Consider the following 17332-nt stretch of genomic DNA (forward strand, 5'->3'; position numbering starts at 1 on the left):
AGTGGACCGGGGCGGCGCCGGCGCGCTTGATGGTTTTCTTCAGCACGAATGACGAAATCGGCACAATTGCCCCGCTCGTCCGCGCCTGGATCGCGCCGCCTCTGCATACCCTCGACAGGCTGCGAGCCTTGCGGCAAGCTGCCCGGCAGCTTGTTGCCAGGCGGCTTTCGGGAGGCTGGAAACCATGTCGCAGAACGTGCTCGCCATGCTGTGCCAGGGGCATGAACTGCAGCGCCCGGAGAGCATGGAGGCGTTGCTGGCCAGCGTGTCGATGCTGCTGCCGATGCTGGACGTGATCCCCAATGCCGCGATCTTCATCAAGGACACCCAGGCGCGCTACGTCATGGCCAACCGCACGCTGGTCCAGCGCTGCGGCCTGAAGCAGTTGCAGCCGCTGCTGGGCAAGACCAGCGCCGAGGTGTTCCCGGCGCAACTGGGGCCGGGCTATACCGAGCAGGATCGCCGCGTGCTGGAACACGGCCAGGTACTGGAAGACAAACTGGAACTGCACCTGTACGGCAGCCGCGAGCCGGGCTGGTGCCTGACGCACAAGCGGCCGCTGTACAACCGCGACGGCGAGATCATCGGCCTGGTGGGCATCTCGGTGGACCTGCAGTCGGCCAGCGCCACCCACCCGGCCTACCAGCGCCTTGCCGCGGTGGACGAATACATCCGCGCGCACTTCCACCAGCCCATCAGCCTGGACGAACTGACGCGCATCACCGACCTCTCCGTGGCCCAGCTCGAGCGCTACTGCAAGCGCGTGTTCCACCTGACGCCACGGCAGCTGATCCACAAGGTGCGCCTGGAGCACGCCCACCGGCTGCTGCACACCGACCTGCCGATCACCGAAGTCGCCCTGCAGTGCGGCTATACCGACCACAGCGCGTTCAGCCGGCAGTTCAAGCAACTGACCGGTTTCACTCCGCGGCAATACCGCCAGGCGACCGGCCTCGAAGACTAGCGGGCTCGCCGCCGCTCCCCCGCCCGGCAACGAACGTCGGAAGCCGAAACCCGGCGACGGCCCGGCTGCTATTTTTCACGACGGACTTCCGAACCTTCGATTCCAGAGGAGATGCAGCATGGACCAGTTCACCGGCGGTTGCCTGTGCGGCAACGTCCGCTTCGTGGCCTCGGGGCGCCCCTACCGGGTCGGCCTCTGCCACTGCCTCGACTGCCGCAAGCACCATGGCGCGCTGTTCCACGCCTCGGCGATATTCCCCGAGGCGGCGGTAAGCATCGAGGGCGAAACCCGCGACTACGCGGGACGCTTCTTCTGCCCGCGCTGCGGCTCGTCGGTGTTCCTGCGCAGCGCCGACGAGGTGGAAGTGAACCTGGGCGCCCTGGATGCCCCGGACCAGTTCGTGCCGACCTACGAACTCTGGACCCTTCGCCGCGAGTCCTGGCTGCCGGCGTTCCCGCTGGCCAGGCACTATGAGCGCGACCGCGAGGGCACCGGCCGCTTCGAGGAGTAGGCGGCCACACCCACAGCACAACGGACGAAAAACGCAGCCCACGGACAATTCGCGCCGTGATTTTCCCGGCGCCGCGAACTGTAATATCCCGGTTCGCAACGATGCCGATAGTAGCCCCGCCAACCCGCTCGAAGAGGCTACATCGTGCTGCATCGTGTTCTGTTCTCCCTGTCCGCCCTCAGCCTGTCCATCGCCGCCCACGCCGCCGAGACCTACACCCTCGACACCCCGCGGCTGACCGGCATGGACAACTTCCGCGACATCGCCGGAACCACCACCGCCTACACCACCGCCAACGACGGCACCATGCGCTCCGGGGTGTTCTACCGCTCCAACGCGCTGACGCCCACGGCCTCGGACCTGGCCACGCTCGATGGCCTGGGCATCAGCAACGTCTTCGACCTGCGCACCGCCAGCGAAATCGCCGCCACGCCCGACACCCTGCCCGCCGGCGCCGCCTACCGCAACATCGACATCATCGGCAGCACCACCTCCGGGGCGAACGTCACCAACATCTCCTTCGGCAGCGCCGCCGAGGCCGTTGCCATGATGGAAGAAACCAACCGCGCCTTCGTCAGCGACGCCGGCATGCGTAGCCAGTTCGCCGAGCTGTTCAACGAACTGGCCGCGGCCGACGGCGCCGCCCTCTTCCACTGCACTGCCGGCAAGGACCGCACAGGCTGGACCGCCGCCGTGCTGCTGAGCATCGCCGGGGTGGACAACGCCACCATCATGGCCAACTACCTGGCCACCAACGACTACACCGCCGCCCGCGTCGCCGCGACCCTGGCGGCGCTGCCACCGAGCATGGCCGCCATCTACGCGCCCCTGCTCGGCGTGCAGGCCAGCTACCTGCAGGCCGGCCTGGACGAAGTGGTGGCCCGGTACGGCAGCATGGACAACTACCTCAAGCAAGGCCTGGGCCTGTCCCAGGAAACCCTCTACGTGCTGCGCGGCAAGATGGTCTACTACAACAGCCTGCCCGGCATGGAAGGCCTGGCCGGCAACGCCGCCGCCGGCGCGCGACTGCTGCAGCAACTGCAGAACAGCAGCCTCTCCGGCGCCTACAGCGCCTACAACTACTACCTGCAATCGGCCATCGACGCCGGCAGCCTGGGCGGCGTCGAAGCCACCGTCGGCGGCCAGGCCCACGCCGATGCCGCCAGCTACCTGCTGCGCCAGGACGCGCTGATCGACAGGGCCGCCGCGCCCTTCGCCAGCGGCACCGACCTCAAGCCCGGCCAGCGCCGCCTGTGGAGCACCGCCCTGGCCGGCTACCAGGGCAACGACGGCTCGTCCCGGGCCGCCAGCAGCAACGAGCACACCCAGGGCCTGATGATCGGCCTGACCCAGCGCTTCAGCGAGCAGCTCAGCGCCAACGCCGGCTTCGGCTACAGCCGCGGCAGCGTCGGCGGCGCGGGCGGCGAGGTGGACACCGACCTGACCTTCCTCCGCGCCGGCGCGCGCTTCGCCCCGGGCAGCCTGGAGCAGGGCCTGTTCGTCGACGCCGACCTGAGCACCGGCTGGCTCGACTACGACAGCAAGCGCGAGCTGGGCGGCGGCCTGGGCACCGCCAAGGGCGACAGCCACGGCACCCTCAGCGGCGCCGGCGTGGCGCTGGGCTACCGCATCCCGGTGCGCGACGCGATCCTCGAACCGAGCCTGGGCCTGCGCATCAGCCACCTGGACCTGTCCGGCTTCCAGGAAAAAGGCAGCGAACTGGCCCTGGACGTCGACGGCATCGAGCAGACCCGCCGCAGCGCCGTCGCCAACCTGAAGGTGAGCTTCATGCCCATCGCCCTGAGCGGCGGCTGGCAACTGGTGCCGGGCCTGGACCTGGGTTACGACCACGCGCTGGGCGACTACAAGGTCGACAGCGAAGGTCACCTGCTGGGCCTGGACGTCGCCCAGCGCGCCGCCTTCGACAACCGCGACCAGTTCAGCGGCGCGGTGAACGTCATGGCCAGCCTCGGCGACCTGAGCCTGGGCGCGGAAGTCGGCGCCCTGAGCGGCAGCGGCAGCCATGGCTACAGCGGCAGCCTCAAGGCCAGCTACCAGTTCTGACCGCCCGCCACTGCCCGGTCGACTGGCCGGGCATCGCTAATGGCGGATACCCTTGCGCACATCCGCCGGGCTCAGCCCGAAGGCGCCCTGGAAGTACTGGCAGAAGCGGCCGACGTTGCTGAAGCCCAGGCCCAGGGCGATTTCGCTGACCGAGGGCGAAGCGTCCTGGCGCAGCGCGTCGTACGCCCGCTCCAGGCGGACCTGGCGCTGGTAGGCAACGATGGAGCAGCCGACGAAGCGCCGGAAGCCCTCCTGCAGGGCGCGCAGGCTGACGTTCGTCAGCGCCGCCAGCTCACCACCGCTGACCAGGGCATCGGGGTGCTCGCGGATGTATTCCACGGCCAGCTTCACGTGGCGCGGCGCAATCAGCGGCCCCGGCCGGCGCAGCGCCTCGCTGTAGTTGTGCGGCCAGGCTTCCAGCACCGAATCCACCAGCATCTCCTGCAGGCGGGCGGGCATCAGCGCGCTGGAACTGGCCAGAGCGTCGAACTCCGTACCGGTGGCCATGCCGACGATCGCCTTGATCCCCTGGAAGGCCTCCCGCTTCAAGTCCACCACCGGCTGGAAGCGCACCGGGCGCGCCACAGGGCGGCCAAGCAGCGTGGCGAGCCGCCTGGCGAACAGGCCGCGGCGCACCGACAGCCCGTACTGCGCATGGCCGTCGCCGAAGCCCACCGAGCGCACCGCGGCCTTCTCGATGGCCAGGCCGACCTGGGGCACGCCCACGGTCTCGCTCGCCTGGTTGAACACGATGCGCCCGGCGGTGGGAAAGACGAAGGTGATCTCATCATCCATGTCGGGCAGCGCGGTGAGGAAGTCGCCGCGAAAACTCAGGCACCGGAAGCTGACGCCCTCGTAGCGCCCGTAGACGCCGGCGATGGCGACCTTGCGCCGCAAGGGCGGAAGGCCGGAATAGAGATCGCCGAACATCCGCGTGAACAGCGCGCCGAACTCGTCGGCGTGCATGTCCTCGGAACGGATGAGAAACGGCCTGCGCGAAGTACCTGTATCCACCTTGCTGCCCCATCTGCCGGCAATGCCAGGAAGCCGCCCGCACCGCGGCGGGCAACATGCGGGCGCCAGGGTAGCGGCCGCGGATTACAACTGCGTGATACCGCGCCCTCCTCCCAAAGTCCGCCCCTGCAGCATGAGCGAGCATGGCTTTTCGTAGGATGGGTTGAGCTTGCGAAACCCATGCGGTTGCGCTGATGGGTATCGCTTCGCTCAACACCATCCTACGACGACGTTTCTCCCGCACCCGTAGGAGCGGACTCCGTCCGCGATTGCGCCGAACGGCCTAATGGGAAGACACATACACCCCCTCCCCATGCACCGGCGGAATAGCAAAACTCTCCCGCATCCTCCTGGCCTCCACCTGCGGCGAACGCCCGAACAACCGCTTGAACTCCCGGTTGAACTGCGACGGGCTGGCGTAGCCCACGGCATGGCTGGCGGCCTGCGCCGTCATGCCCTGGCGCACGATCAGCAGCCGCGCCTGGTGCAACCGGGTGCACTTCACGTACTGCATGGGCGAGGTCTGGGTAATCGCCTTGAAATGGCTGTGGAACGAAGGAACGCTCATGCCGGCCTCCTCGGCCAGTTGCGGCAAGTCGAGCGGCTGCGCGTAATCGGTGTGGATGCGCCGCAGCGCCCTGGCGATCCGCCCGAACCGCCCCTGCATGGCCAGCGCCGCGCGCATGGCGGTGCCCTGGGCGCCGGTCAGCACGCGGAAATACAGCTCGCGCAGTAAGGCCGGGCCGAGCACCGTCGCCTCCAGCGGGTCGTTCAGCGCCGCCAGGAAGCGCAGGACGGAAGCGGCGAGCGCGTCATCCATGGGGCTCGACATCATGCTGCGCGGCGCCTCCTTCGGCGAGGGCGCCTGCTGCTGGTCGATCTGGATCATCAGCTCGGCGGCGAGCTGAAAATCCAGGTGCAGGTAGATGGCCAGCAGCGGACGCTCGGCCGTCGCGTCCGTTTCCATGGTGAAGGGCACGGGCACGGCGACGGCCAGGTAATGCTGCTCGTCGTACACATACACCTGATCGCCGAAATACCCGCGCTTGCAGCCCTGGCACACGATCACGATGCCGGGGTCGTAGAGCACGGGCGTCCGCGCCAGGGGCCGGTCCGACCTCAGGATGCGCACGCTGGCCAGCGACGTGAGGTTGTACCCCTCGTTGGGGGCCAGCGCCTCTAGCAGGGCGACCATGCGTTCTCGCTCCGAGGGATGATGTCGGCTCATAGGATTAGGCAATAAAGTCAGAAGATGCGGTCTCTGAAACAGGCCGGCGGATAAGTATTGTGCGCTCATCCCCACTGAAATGGAGCCACCGCCATGTCACCCCGCAAAACCTTGTTGATCACCGGAGCCAGCAGCGGCTTCGGGCTGGCCCTCGCCCAGGAGGCACTGGCGGACGGCCACCGCGTGGTGGGCACCGTCCGCAGCGAACAGGCCAGGGCCGCGCTCGAAGCCCTGGCCCCCGGCCGGGCGCTGGGGCGCCTGCTGGACGTGACCGACTTCGCGGCCATCGAGCCGCTGGTCGCCGAGGTCGAAAAGACCGTCGGCCCGCTGGATGTGCTGGTGAACAGCGCCGGCTACGGTCACGAAGGCATTCTCGAAGAATCCCCGCTGGCGGAAATGCGCCGGCAGTTCGACGTGAATGTGTTCGGCGCCGTTGCGATGATGAAGGCCGTGCTGCCATACATGCGTCAGCGGCGCCGCGGCCACATCCTCAACATCACCTCGATGGGCGGCTTCATCACCCTGCCCGGCATTGCCTACTACTGCGGCAGCAAGTTCGCGCTGGAGGGCATATCAGAAGTGGTGGGCAAGGAAGTCGAAGGCTTCGGCATCGCCGTGACCGCCGTCGCGCCCGGCTCCTTCCGCACCGACTGGGCCGGTCGCTCCATGGTCCGCAGCCCCCGCAGCATCGCCGACTACGACGCACTCTTCGACCCCGTGCGCCAGGCGCGCCAGGAAAAAAGCGGCAAGCAGCTGGGCGACCCAAGGAAAGCAGCCAGGGCCATGCTGGAAGCGATCGGCTCGGCAAATCCCCCCGCCCACCTGCTGCTGGGCAGCGATGCACTCGGCCTGGTGCGCCAGAAACTGGAGGCGCTGGAAGAGGAAATAGCGGCCTGGGAAGCCACCACCCGTTCCACGGATGGATGAGGCGTCGGCCTGCACGCGAATCGCGGACAGAGTCCGCTCTTACCCCTTCCGGCAGATATGACACCCCGTAGGATGGGTTGAGCGAAGCGATACCCATCACCACGACCGCATGGGTTTCGCCAAGGCTCAACCCATCCTACGAAGAGCGCCTCGGCGCGGCCTGCAAGACAGTCGCTCCTACAGGTTGACGCCGAACCTCCCGCCCGCGCCGGACAGCCCCCTCTCCCGCTTGCGGGAGAGGGTTGGGGAGAGGGCGCTCTTGAACCCGACGCCCAAGCCACCGGTAAACCCCATTCGCGAGCAAGCTCGCTCCTACGCCGCCCCACCCACGCCATTCCCCTGTAGGAGCGCGCCCTGCGCGCGAATCGCGGGCAGGGCCCGCTACGGTTCCAGGCAGCACGGCTTTTCGTAGGATGGCGTTGAGCGAAGCGATACCCATCAGCGCAACCGCATGGGTTTCGCAAGCTCAACCCATCCTACGAAGAGCACCTCGGCGCAAGACTGCTGCTCCTACCGGCCAGCCACCAGAGCCTTCTCCCGCGCCAGCCCGTACAACTGCCGCGCCTCGCCCACCAGCGGCACCAGGGCGGAGGCCAGGCGCGACGTCTCGTGCACCAGCACGTCGCCGACGTCATGCACTTCCAGCACCCGCAACAGGTCCTCCAGCGCATTCAGCCGGCGTTCGGCCACATCGTAGATATGCTCCGCCGGCGCGGCGGTATCGACATAGAGCACGCCCTCGGACGCCTGGGCCTGCAACGCAACCAGCCTGCGATCAGCCATGGCGCACCTCCCGGGGGAAGGCGAAGGACGAATAGGACAACGGGGGATACACGACAGACACGAAGTGATACGGCATTTCCATTGCTCCTTAGTACGGAGGAAGGAGCCGCCAACCCGGGAATGGGCGGCGGATCGTGCGGGGTCGCAGTACCGGCTGTTCAAAGGAGTGCCCGGCCAGGCCGTAGCCTGCCCCACACGATCCGCCATAGCTGCACCAAGCAGCAGGCGCAAAAAAGCGCCTGTGCAAGGTGCGGTGGCGCTACGTGTGCTTTGAACAGTACCGGACTGCGATCCGGGCCACGGGATTGACCGTGGCGGAAGGGAATCTAGCGAGGGGGCTTGTAGGCTCACAAGGGAGAATGTGGGTGGGAAATTTCAGGAGAATCCATGAAGGCCAGGAGCGGGCCGGCGCCGGGCTCCTGGCCGGTGAACGTGTACAGCCCGTCCGGGCGGGCCGGCCCGTCAGTAATCCCAGAAGGCCGCAATCCAACGGAAGGCATCGCCGTCGACGGCCACCCGGCCAACGGAGGGGAACGGCAGGTGCGTGGCCACCAGCAGCTCGCCGCTGGCCGCCGCCTCCTGCATAAGACGGACGCGCACGCGCACCGATTCCTCGGGGTCGTGCTCGAAGCCGTTGTGCCAGTCGGGGTGGTCGAAGGCCACCGGGAACAGGGCGTCGCCGGCGAAGGTCAGGCGCTCGCCGGCGGACGTGACATGGACCACGCTATGCCCCGGCGTGTGGCCGCCGGTGAGCCTGGCGACCACGCCCGGCGCAACCTCGTGCTCATCCTCGAAGGTATGCAGCTTGTCGCGGTATGCCTCCATGAACTGCCCGGCAGTCGCGCGCAGGACGTCCGGCACCGGCGCCGGCATGGAGGTGAGGGAGAAATCGGGCGCCGCCCAGAACGCCACCTCGGTGGCCGCGACGTGGATGCGCACATCCGGGCGCAGCCGGTTCTTCACCTCGTCGACGAGCAGCCCGCCGATATGGTCCATGTGCATGTGGGTGATCACCACGTCGGTGACCGACGCCAGGTCGATACCGGCCGCCTCCAGGCGCCGGGGGAACTGCCCGGCCCGCGGGAAGCCGGGGAACTGCCCGCCCAGGCCGGCGTCGACCAGAATGGTCTGCTCGCCGCTGCGCACCACCAGCACGTTCAGCGCCCAGTCGAACGCCTCCGGGCCCAGGAACATGTCCTTGAACCAGGCCGCGCGGGCGGCCGGCTCGGCATTGGTGGACATGGTCGCGGTCGGCAGCGGCAGCACCCCATCGCTGACCACCAGCACGTCGATCTCGCCGACCCGCAGCGCATAGCGCGAAGGCACCAGCTCTTCCCTCGCCTGGTGTTGTGCATTCTTTTGGGTGGAATTCTTTTGGGCGGAATTCTTTTGGACGGAATTCTTTTGGACGGAATAGTTCAGATGCATGCTCATGACGTTTCCTCGGAAGAAGTGGCCAATAACCTGGAAGTCGTTCCTTCGGGTTCGGCTGGGCGATAGACGAGCACCGAAATGCAGGGCCGTTGCAGCGAATCGTCCGCTGTGAACCCATGCTATTGAGGGGGACTTCCTGGCGCACTTCTCCATCGGGACGGCGGGGCCATACCTCTGTGGCGGGGGGATATACGAAGGTATCTACCGGGACGCAGGCAGATTCCTACCAACACCCCAGGCTCGTCCTATCGATTTTTTAATTCCGCTAAATCTAGCCTGGATTTTCCTCTTGCACAGTCGGGCAAACTGACAACTTGCAAAAGGAATGGCCACCAGCATAGTACAACACCGCCTTGATATCGGCCGACATGGGTCCCTAAACATCAGGATCAACCTTCAACAACAGCACAAAACAAGGAAACGTTAATGCCTTGGATATTTCAACAAAGCACAGGCAAGCTGATGCGCAATGGCGTATTGGTGGGAACGGGCTACGCTGGCAAGAATGAAGGAAAAAACAACCCTCACATGCAGACAGTACCGAATATTGGCCCCTTACCAAGGGGCGAATACAAAATCATTGGGCACCCCTTCCATCATCCGCACACAGGGAACTATTCAATCAGGCTTGAACCTAAACCCACGACTTCAATGTACGGAAGAAGCGGCTTTCTAATTCATGGCGATAGCGCCTCAAACCCTGGCGGAGCTTCCAGTGGCTGCATAGTGCTCCCGTTCAATATACGCCACCAAATATGGAATAGCGGTGATCGTGACCTAGAGGTAACACAGTGAAGCGATTGATTTTTTCTGCCCTATTCTTGCTTGCCTCGAAGTCCTTTGCAGCTTCGCCAAACTGTCAATCCTGGCCTATGAACATGGCCGAGGTTTGGCTCAAGAACAACAACATAATTGACATACAGAGCATCGACAAAGAAAAGACACGTTCAACCCTGCTTGCCACCGAAAAGAAGAATGGCGACCTATATACCCAGGTTTACTTCTTCACTTTCTACGGGAAAGATGGGAAATCCTTTGACGTCATCACGCAGAGCGATGCGACCACAGAGGAATGCTCGGCAAGCGAGGTGAATGTCTTCCTGGTTTCGAAGCATGAGATCAACCACTGATCCCAATAGTTGATTCGAAAGCGTCCATGCAGTTCTCCAGATTGGGAGAAGGGATGCGCCGCCAGAACAGCGGCGCTCCGCTCAGTAGCCCAGCCCCGCCAGTATCTCCCCCCACCGACTTGGCGGCCGGGCGCCCGTAGAAGGCCAGCAGGCGGTCGGCGCGGTTGGTGAAGAAGCCGTCCACGCCGGCCTCGGACAGGCGCTTGAAGTCCACGTCGGAATCCACCGCGTAGGAGCGAGCTTGCTCGCGAATGAACCCCGCAGCGGAGTCTGTTCGCGAGCAAGCTCGCGCCTACAATGCGCCCACCTCCGAGCCCACCTGTAGGAGCGGGCCCTGCCCGCGATTCGCGCGCAGGGCGCGCTCCTACATTTATTGGCGCGCCATGGCTGATGCGGCGGCGCGCAGGGGGTCATGGTCAAACGGCGGATAACCGCGAACGGTTATCCGCCCTACGCCTCGCCCACCCTTCAACCGCCCTTCTTGTCTTCCTCGTCCTCGGCCTTGATCTCTTCCAGGGCCAGTTCCAGGCCCCAGCTGGAGGCTTCCACCGCGGGCGCGGCCGGGGTTGCCGGCTGGGCGCTGGCGGCCTGGGTCTGGGCCGCGGCCGGGTTGTCCCGGTGCAGCTTGAGCTTCAGCCGCAGGTTGTTCGCCGAGTCGGCGTTCTTCACCGCCTCTTCCTCGCTGATCGCGCCTTCCACCGCCAGGTCGAACAGCGCCTGGTCGAAGGTCTGCATGCCCAGCGCGCGGGACTTGTCCATGATCTCCTTGATCGAGCTGAAGTCGCCGCGCTTGATGATGTCGCTGATGGTCGCGGTGCCCAGCAGCACCTCCACCGCGGCGCGGCGCTTGCCGTCCTGGGTGCGCACCAGGCGCTGGGAGACGAAGGCCTTGAGGTTGTTGCCCAGGTCGTTGAGCAGTTGCGGCCGGCGCTCTTCCGGGAAGAAGTTGATGATGCGGTCCAGCGCCTGGTTGGCGTTGTTGGCGTGCAGGGTGGAGATCGCCAGGTGCCCGGTGTCGGCGAAGGCCAGGGCGTGCTCCATGGTCTCGCGGTCGCGGATCTCGCCGATCAGGATCACGTCCGGCGCCTGGCGCAGGGTGTTCTTCAGCGCGGCGTGGAAGCTGCGGGTGTCCACCCCCACCTCGCGCTGGTTGATGATCGACTTGCGGTGCCGGTGCACGTATTCGATGGGGTCCTCGATGGTGATGATGTGCCCGCCGCTGTTGCGGTTGCGGTGGTCGATCAGCGCCGCCAGGGAGGTCGACTTGCCCGAGCCGGTGCCGCCGACGAAGAGCACCAGGCCGCGCTTCTCCATCACCACCTTGAGCAGCACCTCGGGCAGCTTCAGGTCTTCGAACAACGGGATGTCCAGCTTGATGTTGCGCGCGACGATGGACACCTCGTTGCGCTGCTTGAAGATGTTGATGCGGAAGCGCCCGACGCCGGCGACCGAGATCGCCAGGTTCATCTCCAGCTCGCGCTCGAACTCGGCCTTCTGCTCCTCGTCCATGATGGCGTCGGCGATGCGCGCCACGTCGCCGGCCTTCAGCGGCTCGCTGGACAGCGGCTTGAGCACGCCGTTGAACTTGGCGCAGGGCGGCGCGCCGGTGGAAAGGTAGAGGTCGGAACCGTCCTGGCTGGACAGGATCCGCAGCATCGCTTGGATTTCCATCTGTACTGCATCCGCACGCTAGGGGAGGCGCTGCCCACGACAGGCAAGCGCTTGTAGGAATAATCACCAGACTCTAGGTAGGCCGTCAGACAGGCACAATGCCAGCCCCGGAAAAATGCGATGTACGTCACTGCCTCGCGGGCGACCGAGCGGGAGTACAATCGGCCATTTCCTTCAGCCGAGAACCTTCCATGCCCGTCGCCATGGCCCGCCACATCCTGGTCAAGACCGCCGCCGAGGCCGAGCAGCTCAAGCAGCGCCTGGCCAAGGGGGAAGACTTCGCCGCCCTGGCGAAGAAGCACTCCACCTGCCCCTCCGGCAAGCGCGGCGGCGACCTCGGCGAGCTACGCCCCGGGCAACTGGTGCGCAGCGTCGACGCGGTGGTGTTCAAGAAGCCGCTGAACGTCGTCCACGGCCCGGTGAAAAGCCAGTTCGGCTACCATCTGGTGCAGGTCTATTTCCGCGACTGACGCCGGAGAACCCATGACGCCCGACCAGATCGCCCGCTTCTGCCTGCAATTGCCCGGCGCCCGCGAAGACCTCAAGTGGGGCAGCAACCGGGTGTTCTCGGTGGCCGGCAACAAGATGTTCGCCATCCTCGACTTCCTCGACGAGGGCCGCGGCGGCCTGGCCTTCAAGGTCGGCCCGGAACTCTTCCTCGGCTTCGTCGACCGCCCCGGCATCCGCCCCGCGCCCTACCTGGCCCGCGCCCACTGGATCGCCATGCAGCGCCCCTACCCCATGGGCGCCGACGAGTTGCGCGAGGCCCTCACCCGCTCGCACCAGTTGGTGGTCGCCCGCCTGCCCAAGCGCCTGCGCCTGGGCCTGCTGCTGGACCCGGCATGAACCGCCAGCTCACCTGGGAAGGCCTGTGGCAGGCCCCGCCGGCCAGTTGGGAGCGCCTGCTGCTGCAGGACGGCCGCGCCGACAGCCAACTGCGCGTGGCCGCCGCCGACGGCCAGCCGCCCTACCAACTGGAATACCGCCTGGAATGGGACACCGACTGGCGCCTGCGCGAGGCCGAGCTACTGGTGGAGGGCGAACACCTGCAACGTCATCTGGTACTGCTGACCGACGGCCAGGGCCGCTGGACGCTGGGTGACGGCACTGCGCTGGATGAACTGGACGGCTGCCTGGACATCGACATCTGGCCCAGCCCCTTCACCAACACCTTCCCGATCCGCCGCCTGGGCCTGGGCGATGGCCAGTCGGTTGCGCTGGAGGTGGTCTACGTGGAGGCTCCAAGGTTGCAGCCGAGGAAAATGCGCCAAGGCTACACGCGCCGGGATGCCAGCCATTATCTGTACCGCAACCTGGAGGGTACGGACTTCCAGGCGTTGCTGGAGGTGGATGGGCAGGGGTTGGTGGTGGATTATCCGACGTTGTTCCGGCGGGTCTGATTCCCCGGTAAACGCGGAGCGCCCCCGAACAGGCGCTTCGTGCTCGAATCCGGGGCGCGCCGGGGATCACGGTCAAACGGCAGATAACCGCGAACGGTTATCCGCCCTACGCCAAGCTCACCCGTAACGTAGGGCGTACAACCGTTCGCGGTTGTACGCCGATACACCCGGCTTCGTGCAAACCCCTCAGGTAGTTCGTTAGCTAGCTTTCCTACAAGCCGACGGCGGTTCATCATGGCGCTCCCCTCTCCGCCCCGCTGTTCGTGTCCATGTCCGCCGATACCGCCATGCCCCGCTCCAACGCCGCCATCACGCTCGAGGTGGTGTCGGTGGTGCTGTTCACCTTTCTCGCCTACCTGACCATCGGCATCCCCCTGGCCGTGCTGCCGGGCTACGTGCATGGCGAGCTGGGCTTCGGCTCGGTGCTGGCCGGGCTGGTGATCAGCGTGCAGTACCTGGCCACCCTGCTCACCCGGCCCTACGCCGGCAAGGTGATCGACAACCTCGGGCCCAAGCGCGCGGTGCTCTACGGCATGCTCGGCTGCGCCGGCAGCGGCCTGCTGATGCTGCTTTCGGTGTGGCTGCAAGGCATGCCGGCGCTGAGCCTGGGCTGCCTGCTGCTCGGCCGGATGATCCTCGGCACCGCCGAGAGCCTGGTGGGCACCGGCGCCATCAGTTGGGGCATCGACCGCGTCGGTTCGCTGCACACCGCCAAGGTGATCTCCTGGAACGGCATCGCCAGCTACGGCGCGCTGGCCGTGGGCGCGCCCTTCGGCGTCCTCCTGGTGCAGGGCCTGGGGCTGTGGAGCATGGGCGCGGTGGTGATGCTGCTGGCGGCCATCGGCTTCGCCCTGGCCTGGCCCAAGCGCGCCGCGGCCATCGTCCACGGCGAGCGCCTGCCCTTCCACCACGTGCTCGGCCGCGTGGCGCCCCACGGCACCGGGCTGGCCCTGGGCGGCATCGGCTTCGGCTGCATCGCCACCTTCATCACCCTGTACTACGCCAGCCGCGGCTGGGGCGGCGCGGTGTACTGCCTGAGCGCCTTCGGCGCCTGCTTCATCGGCGCGCGGCTGCTGTTCGCCAACGCCATCAACCGCCACGGCGGCTTTGCCGTGGCCATCGGCTGCCTACTGGTGGAAAGCCTCGGCCTGCTCCTGCTGTGGCTGGCGCCGGGGCCCTGGTCGGCCATGGCCGGCGCGGCGCTGACCGGCTTCGGCTTCTCCCTGGTGTTCCCCGCCCTGGGCGTGGAGGCGGTGCGCCTGGTGCCAGCCTCCAGCCGCGGCGCGGCGCTGGGCGCGTACTCGCTGTTCATCGACGTGTCCCTGGGCATCACCGGGCCGGTGGCCGGCGCCATCGCCACTGCCTGGGGGTTTCGTTCGATCTTCCCCTTCGCCTGCGCCGCTGCGCTGCTCGGCCTGGGTCTGAGTCTGTGGTTGCAAAGGCGCAATCGTGAAACGGGCTCGGCCTGAGCGGTGGTGTTGTTCAGTTAAGCGATTCGTTGGTTTGGGGAAGGTGCGCAATGCTGGGTTCGCGCCCTCACCCCGGCCCCCTTCCGGAGGGAGAAGGGGCTGTTCGGGCCACCGGAGCGCCCGGCGTGGCCGGTGAGTCCAATCGCGGACGGAGTCCGCTGCTCCACCCACGCCATTCCCATTGTAGGAGCGCGCCCTGCGCGCGATTCGCGGGCAGGGCCCGCTCCTACAGTTTCGCCGTGAGGCATGGCGTATCCCCGTAGGAGCGGACTCTGTCCGCGATAGCCGGACGTATCGGCGTGATTCGCGGATGAGATCCTACACCTCCGGGAAAGCACGTTTTTTCGTAGGATGGCGTTGAGCGAAGCGATACCCATCACCATGGCCCGATGGGTTTCGCAAGCTCAACCCATCCGTTGAGGCGCACCCCGACGCAGTCGGCAAGACAGTTGCTCCTACGCCCGTGCCTCCCTGTAACCGAGCGGACTCCGTCCGCGATTCGGATTTCCAGAGAAACATCCGCGCACGCCGCCCCCCTTCAGAAGGCCGAGCGAAACCGGCGCTCAGGAGGTCATGCCACATGCTCGGGCGGGCCTCCGTGGCGGGGAGTTCGCGAGGGTAGCCCGGCTCCGTCGGGCCCGTAACCTGCCATCGAAATTCCTGGATTTTATCCACGTTCTGCTATCATCCCGCGCCATCGGGGCCTGTGAGGGGCCTCGAGACATCCAAGAAACGCCAGCACCCACGCGTTGCCAGACCTGGATTGGAGCATCCGGGACGGCAGGCTTTTTTCCACGCTCGGGGGCTGCGAATAAACAGACTGCAGGAAATAACAAAATGACTAACAAAGCGTTCAGTTTGCTTGCATTGGGGATCCTCGCTGCCAGCACCCAGGCCATGGCCGACGACCAGGCAGCCGCCAAGGGCTTCGTCGAAGACAGCCACCTGGACCTGTTCTTCCGCAACGCCTACATGAACCGTGACTACAAGCACGGTCGCGATGACAAGGCCGAGTGGGGCCAGTCGGCCACCGCCACCTTCACCTCCGGCTTCACCCAGGGCACCGTCGGTTTCGGCGTCGACGCCTTCGGCCTGTATGCCCTGCGCCTGGACGGTGGCAAGGGCCGCACCGGCGCCGCCGGCATCGACTTCTTCAAGCAGGACAGCGACGGCAACCCGGCCGACGACCTGGCCCGCGCCGGTGGCGCGGTCAAGGCGCGCATCTCCAACACCGTGATCAAGTACGGTGACCAGATGCCCAGCCTGCCGGTGCTGAGCTACGACAACTCGCGCCTGCTGCCGGAGAGCTACACCGGCACCCTGATCACCTCCAAGGAGATCGAGGGCCTGGAGCTGAACGTCGGTAGCTTCACCGAGGAAGCCCGCAAGAGCGCCGAAGGGCGCGACAGCGGCGGCCTGAAGCGCATCGACGTGTACGGCGGCAGCTACAAGTTCACCGACAACTTCAGCGGCTCGCTGTACGCCTCGGACAACAAGGACGTGGCACGCAAGCAGTACATGAACCTGAACTACGTCATCCCGATGCAGGATGCGCAGTCGCTGACCTTCGACTTCAACGGCTACAAGACCAAGCTGAACAAGGACTTCGCCAACCTGAACTTCGGCGGCGACCGCGACAACACCATCTGGAGCCTGGCGGCCACCTACGCCATCGGCGCCCACTCGTTCATGATCGCCCACCAGCGCAACACCGGCGACACCGGCTACAACTACGGCTGGTACCAGAACGCCGGCGGCCTGGGCGACGGCGGCACCACCATCTGGCTGGCCAACTCCTACTGGTCGGACTTCAACGCCGAGGACGAGCGTTCCTGGCAGGCCAACTACAGCATCAACTTCGCTGAGTACGGCATCCCGGGCCTGAGCTACACCGTCGCCTACGTCTACGGCGACAACATCAAGACCTCGCAGACCAACAACGGCCACGAGCGCGAGATCTTCAACCAGGCCAAGTACGTCGTACAGAGCGGCCCGGCCAAGGACCTGTCGGTCAAGCTGCGCGGCTCCTGGGTACGCGTTTCCAACGACGCCCGCGAGTACAACGACGACGGCAACGAAGTGCGCATCTTCGTCGAGTACCCGTTCAGCGTGTTCTGATCGGCTTCGCGACCTGACGTGAACGAAAAAGCCCCGTGGCGCACGCCACGGGGCTTTTTTCATGGGGCTGTCCCGTCCGTGGCTCAGAAGGCAGCGGAAGCGGCACCGAACGGCGACCGCCGGCTATGCCGCACCGCCTGTCAGAGGTCGCCGATCCGCGCCAGCTCGCGCTGCAGCCCGTCGCGGTCCAGGCTGGCGAAGGGCAAGGCGAAGAAGGCCCGGCAGCGTCGCTCGATGTGCGCCAGGGTGGCGCGGAAGGCGTCGTCCAGCTGCGCTTCGTCGCCCTGCGCCGTGGAAGGGTCCTGCAGGCCCCAGTGGGCTTTCAGCGCCGGGCCGAAGTACAGCGGGCAGGCTTCGCCCGCGGCCTTGTCGCAGACGGTGATGACGACGTCCGGCGGGTTGTCCGCGAAGGCGTCGTTGCCCTTGCTGCTCAGGCCTGCGGTGGCGATGCCGGCACGCTCCAGCGTCGCCAGGCTGCGCGGCAGTACCTGTCCGCCGGGAAAACTGCCGGCGCTCACCGCCTCGAAGCCTTCCGGGGCCAGGTGGTTGAACAGCGCTTCGGAAAGGATGCTGCGGCAGCTGTTGGCCGTGCACATGAACAAGACTCGCATGCAGAACT

Annotated in this window: 17 protein-coding genes and 1 pseudogene; 11 read left to right on the forward strand and 7 right to left on the reverse strand. The window is 66.2% G+C overall.

The window, feature by feature from the left end; all coding sequences use genetic code 11:
* Positions 1 to 184 precede the first annotated feature (184 nt).
* The 3 genes from FG99_RS00665 to FG99_RS00675 all read left to right on the forward strand — a co-directional run bounded on the left by FG99_RS00665 (position 185) and on the right by FG99_RS00675 (position 3539).
* On the forward strand, positions 185 to 964 hold the full coding sequence (locus FG99_RS00665) for an AraC family transcriptional regulator (RefSeq protein ID WP_009619550.1): 780 nt from the start codon (positions 185 to 187) through the stop codon (positions 962 to 964).
* A 118-nt stretch (positions 965 to 1082) separates the two neighbouring features.
* Entirely contained in the window at positions 1083 to 1475 is a 393-nt protein-coding gene (locus FG99_RS00670) for a GFA family protein (protein ID WP_009619548.1), read from the forward strand.
* 144 nt (positions 1476 to 1619) lie between these two features.
* A complete protein-coding gene (locus FG99_RS00675) occupies positions 1620 to 3539 on the forward strand; it encodes a tyrosine-protein phosphatase (protein WP_043266586.1) in 1920 nt (639 codons plus the stop codon).
* Between the two features lie 36 nt (positions 3540 to 3575).
* Here the strand turns inward: FG99_RS00675 and FG99_RS00680 are convergent, their stop codons facing one another.
* Both FG99_RS00680 and FG99_RS00685 read right to left on the reverse strand, forming a co-directional pair.
* Entirely contained in the window at positions 3576 to 4505 is a 930-nt protein-coding gene (locus FG99_RS00680) for an AraC family transcriptional regulator (RefSeq protein ID WP_051878301.1), read from the reverse strand.
* A gap of 331 nt (positions 4506 to 4836) precedes the next feature.
* The gene (locus FG99_RS00685; protein ID WP_043266589.1) at positions 4837 to 5781 is read right to left on the reverse strand and encodes an AraC family transcriptional regulator; all 945 of its coding nucleotides are present in this window, start codon (positions 5779 to 5781) and stop codon (positions 4837 to 4839) included.
* Positions 5782 to 5874: 93 nt separating this feature from the next.
* On the opposite strand from FG99_RS00685, the gene FG99_RS00690 reads away from it, so the two are divergent.
* Positions 5875 to 6708: an oxidoreductase gene (locus FG99_RS00690; protein WP_043266591.1), complete on the forward strand. Its 834-nt coding sequence runs from the start codon at positions 5875 to 5877 to the stop codon at positions 6706 to 6708.
* A 510-nt stretch (positions 6709 to 7218) separates the two neighbouring features.
* Here the strand turns inward: FG99_RS00690 and FG99_RS00695 are convergent.
* Both FG99_RS00695 and FG99_RS00700 read right to left on the reverse strand, forming a co-directional pair.
* The gene (locus FG99_RS00695; RefSeq protein WP_009619536.1) at positions 7219 to 7491 is read right to left on the reverse strand and encodes a hypothetical protein; all 273 of its coding nucleotides are present in this window, start codon (positions 7489 to 7491) and stop codon (positions 7219 to 7221) included.
* Between the two features lie 462 nt (positions 7492 to 7953).
* Positions 7954 to 8925: an MBL fold metallo-hydrolase gene (locus tag FG99_RS00700; RefSeq protein WP_043266593.1), complete on the reverse strand. Its 972-nt coding sequence runs from the start codon at positions 8923 to 8925 to the stop codon at positions 7954 to 7956.
* Positions 8926 to 9387: 462 nt separating this feature from the next.
* On the opposite strand from FG99_RS00700, the gene FG99_RS33130 reads away from it, so the two are divergent.
* Positions 9388 to 9720, forward strand: a complete 333-nt coding sequence (locus FG99_RS33130; protein ID WP_352230814.1) for a tlde1 domain-containing protein — start codon at positions 9388 to 9390, stop codon at positions 9718 to 9720.
* Positions 9717 to 10055 (forward strand): hypothetical protein, encoded by a 339-nt coding sequence (locus FG99_RS00705; protein ID WP_043266595.1) that lies wholly within the window; start codon positions 9717 to 9719, stop codon positions 10053 to 10055. Before FG99_RS33130 ends, FG99_RS00705 begins: the two co-directional genes overlap by 4 nt.
* Here the strand turns inward: FG99_RS00705 and FG99_RS32415 are convergent.
* Positions 10045 to 10287: pseudogene (locus FG99_RS32415) on the reverse strand (hypothetical protein); the annotation flags it as partial. The gene FG99_RS00705 and the pseudogene FG99_RS32415 overlap by 11 nt on opposite strands.
* Before the next feature lie 236 nt (positions 10288 to 10523).
* Entirely contained in the window at positions 10524 to 11726 is a 1203-nt protein-coding gene (locus FG99_RS00715) for a PilT/PilU family type 4a pilus ATPase (protein WP_176707187.1), read from the reverse strand.
* A gap of 191 nt (positions 11727 to 11917) precedes the next feature.
* Between FG99_RS00715 and FG99_RS00720 the strand changes: the two genes are divergently transcribed.
* The 5 genes from FG99_RS00720 (at position 11918) to FG99_RS00740 (ending at position 16713) form a co-directional block, all read left to right on the forward strand.
* Entirely contained in the window at positions 11918 to 12196 is a 279-nt protein-coding gene (locus FG99_RS00720; RefSeq protein WP_009619516.1) for a peptidylprolyl isomerase, read from the forward strand.
* A gap of 13 nt (positions 12197 to 12209) precedes the next feature.
* Positions 12210 to 12572 carry an MmcQ/YjbR family DNA-binding protein gene (locus tag FG99_RS00725; protein WP_009619514.1) on the forward strand — a complete coding sequence of 121 codons (363 nt, stop codon included), beginning with the start codon at positions 12210 to 12212 and terminating at the stop codon, positions 12570 to 12572.
* Positions 12569 to 13126: a putative glycolipid-binding domain-containing protein gene (locus tag FG99_RS00730; protein ID WP_043266601.1), complete on the forward strand. Its 558-nt coding sequence runs from the start codon at positions 12569 to 12571 to the stop codon at positions 13124 to 13126. The genes FG99_RS00725 and FG99_RS00730 overlap by 4 nt, the downstream gene beginning before the upstream one ends.
* Before the next feature lie 269 nt (positions 13127 to 13395).
* The gene (locus FG99_RS00735; protein WP_081884539.1) at positions 13396 to 14595 is read left to right on the forward strand and encodes an MFS transporter; all 1200 of its coding nucleotides are present in this window, start codon (positions 13396 to 13398) and stop codon (positions 14593 to 14595) included.
* An 837-nt stretch (positions 14596 to 15432) separates the two neighbouring features.
* On the forward strand, positions 15433 to 16713 hold the full coding sequence (locus FG99_RS00740; protein ID WP_043266605.1) for an OprD family porin: 1281 nt from the start codon (positions 15433 to 15435) through the stop codon (positions 16711 to 16713).
* A gap of 140 nt (positions 16714 to 16853) precedes the next feature.
* Here FG99_RS00740 and FG99_RS00745 read toward each other — a convergent pair whose 3' ends face one another.
* Positions 16854 to 17324, reverse strand: coding sequence for an arsenate reductase ArsC (locus FG99_RS00745; RefSeq protein ID WP_043266607.1), 471 nt, complete (start codon positions 17322 to 17324; stop codon positions 16854 to 16856).
* Positions 17325 to 17332 lie beyond the last annotated feature (8 nt).

The sequence above is a fragment of the Pseudomonas sp. AAC genome, assembly GCF_000725445.1.
GTDB classification, from domain to species: Bacteria; Pseudomonadota; Gammaproteobacteria; order Pseudomonadales; family Pseudomonadaceae; genus Pseudomonas; species Pseudomonas citronellolis.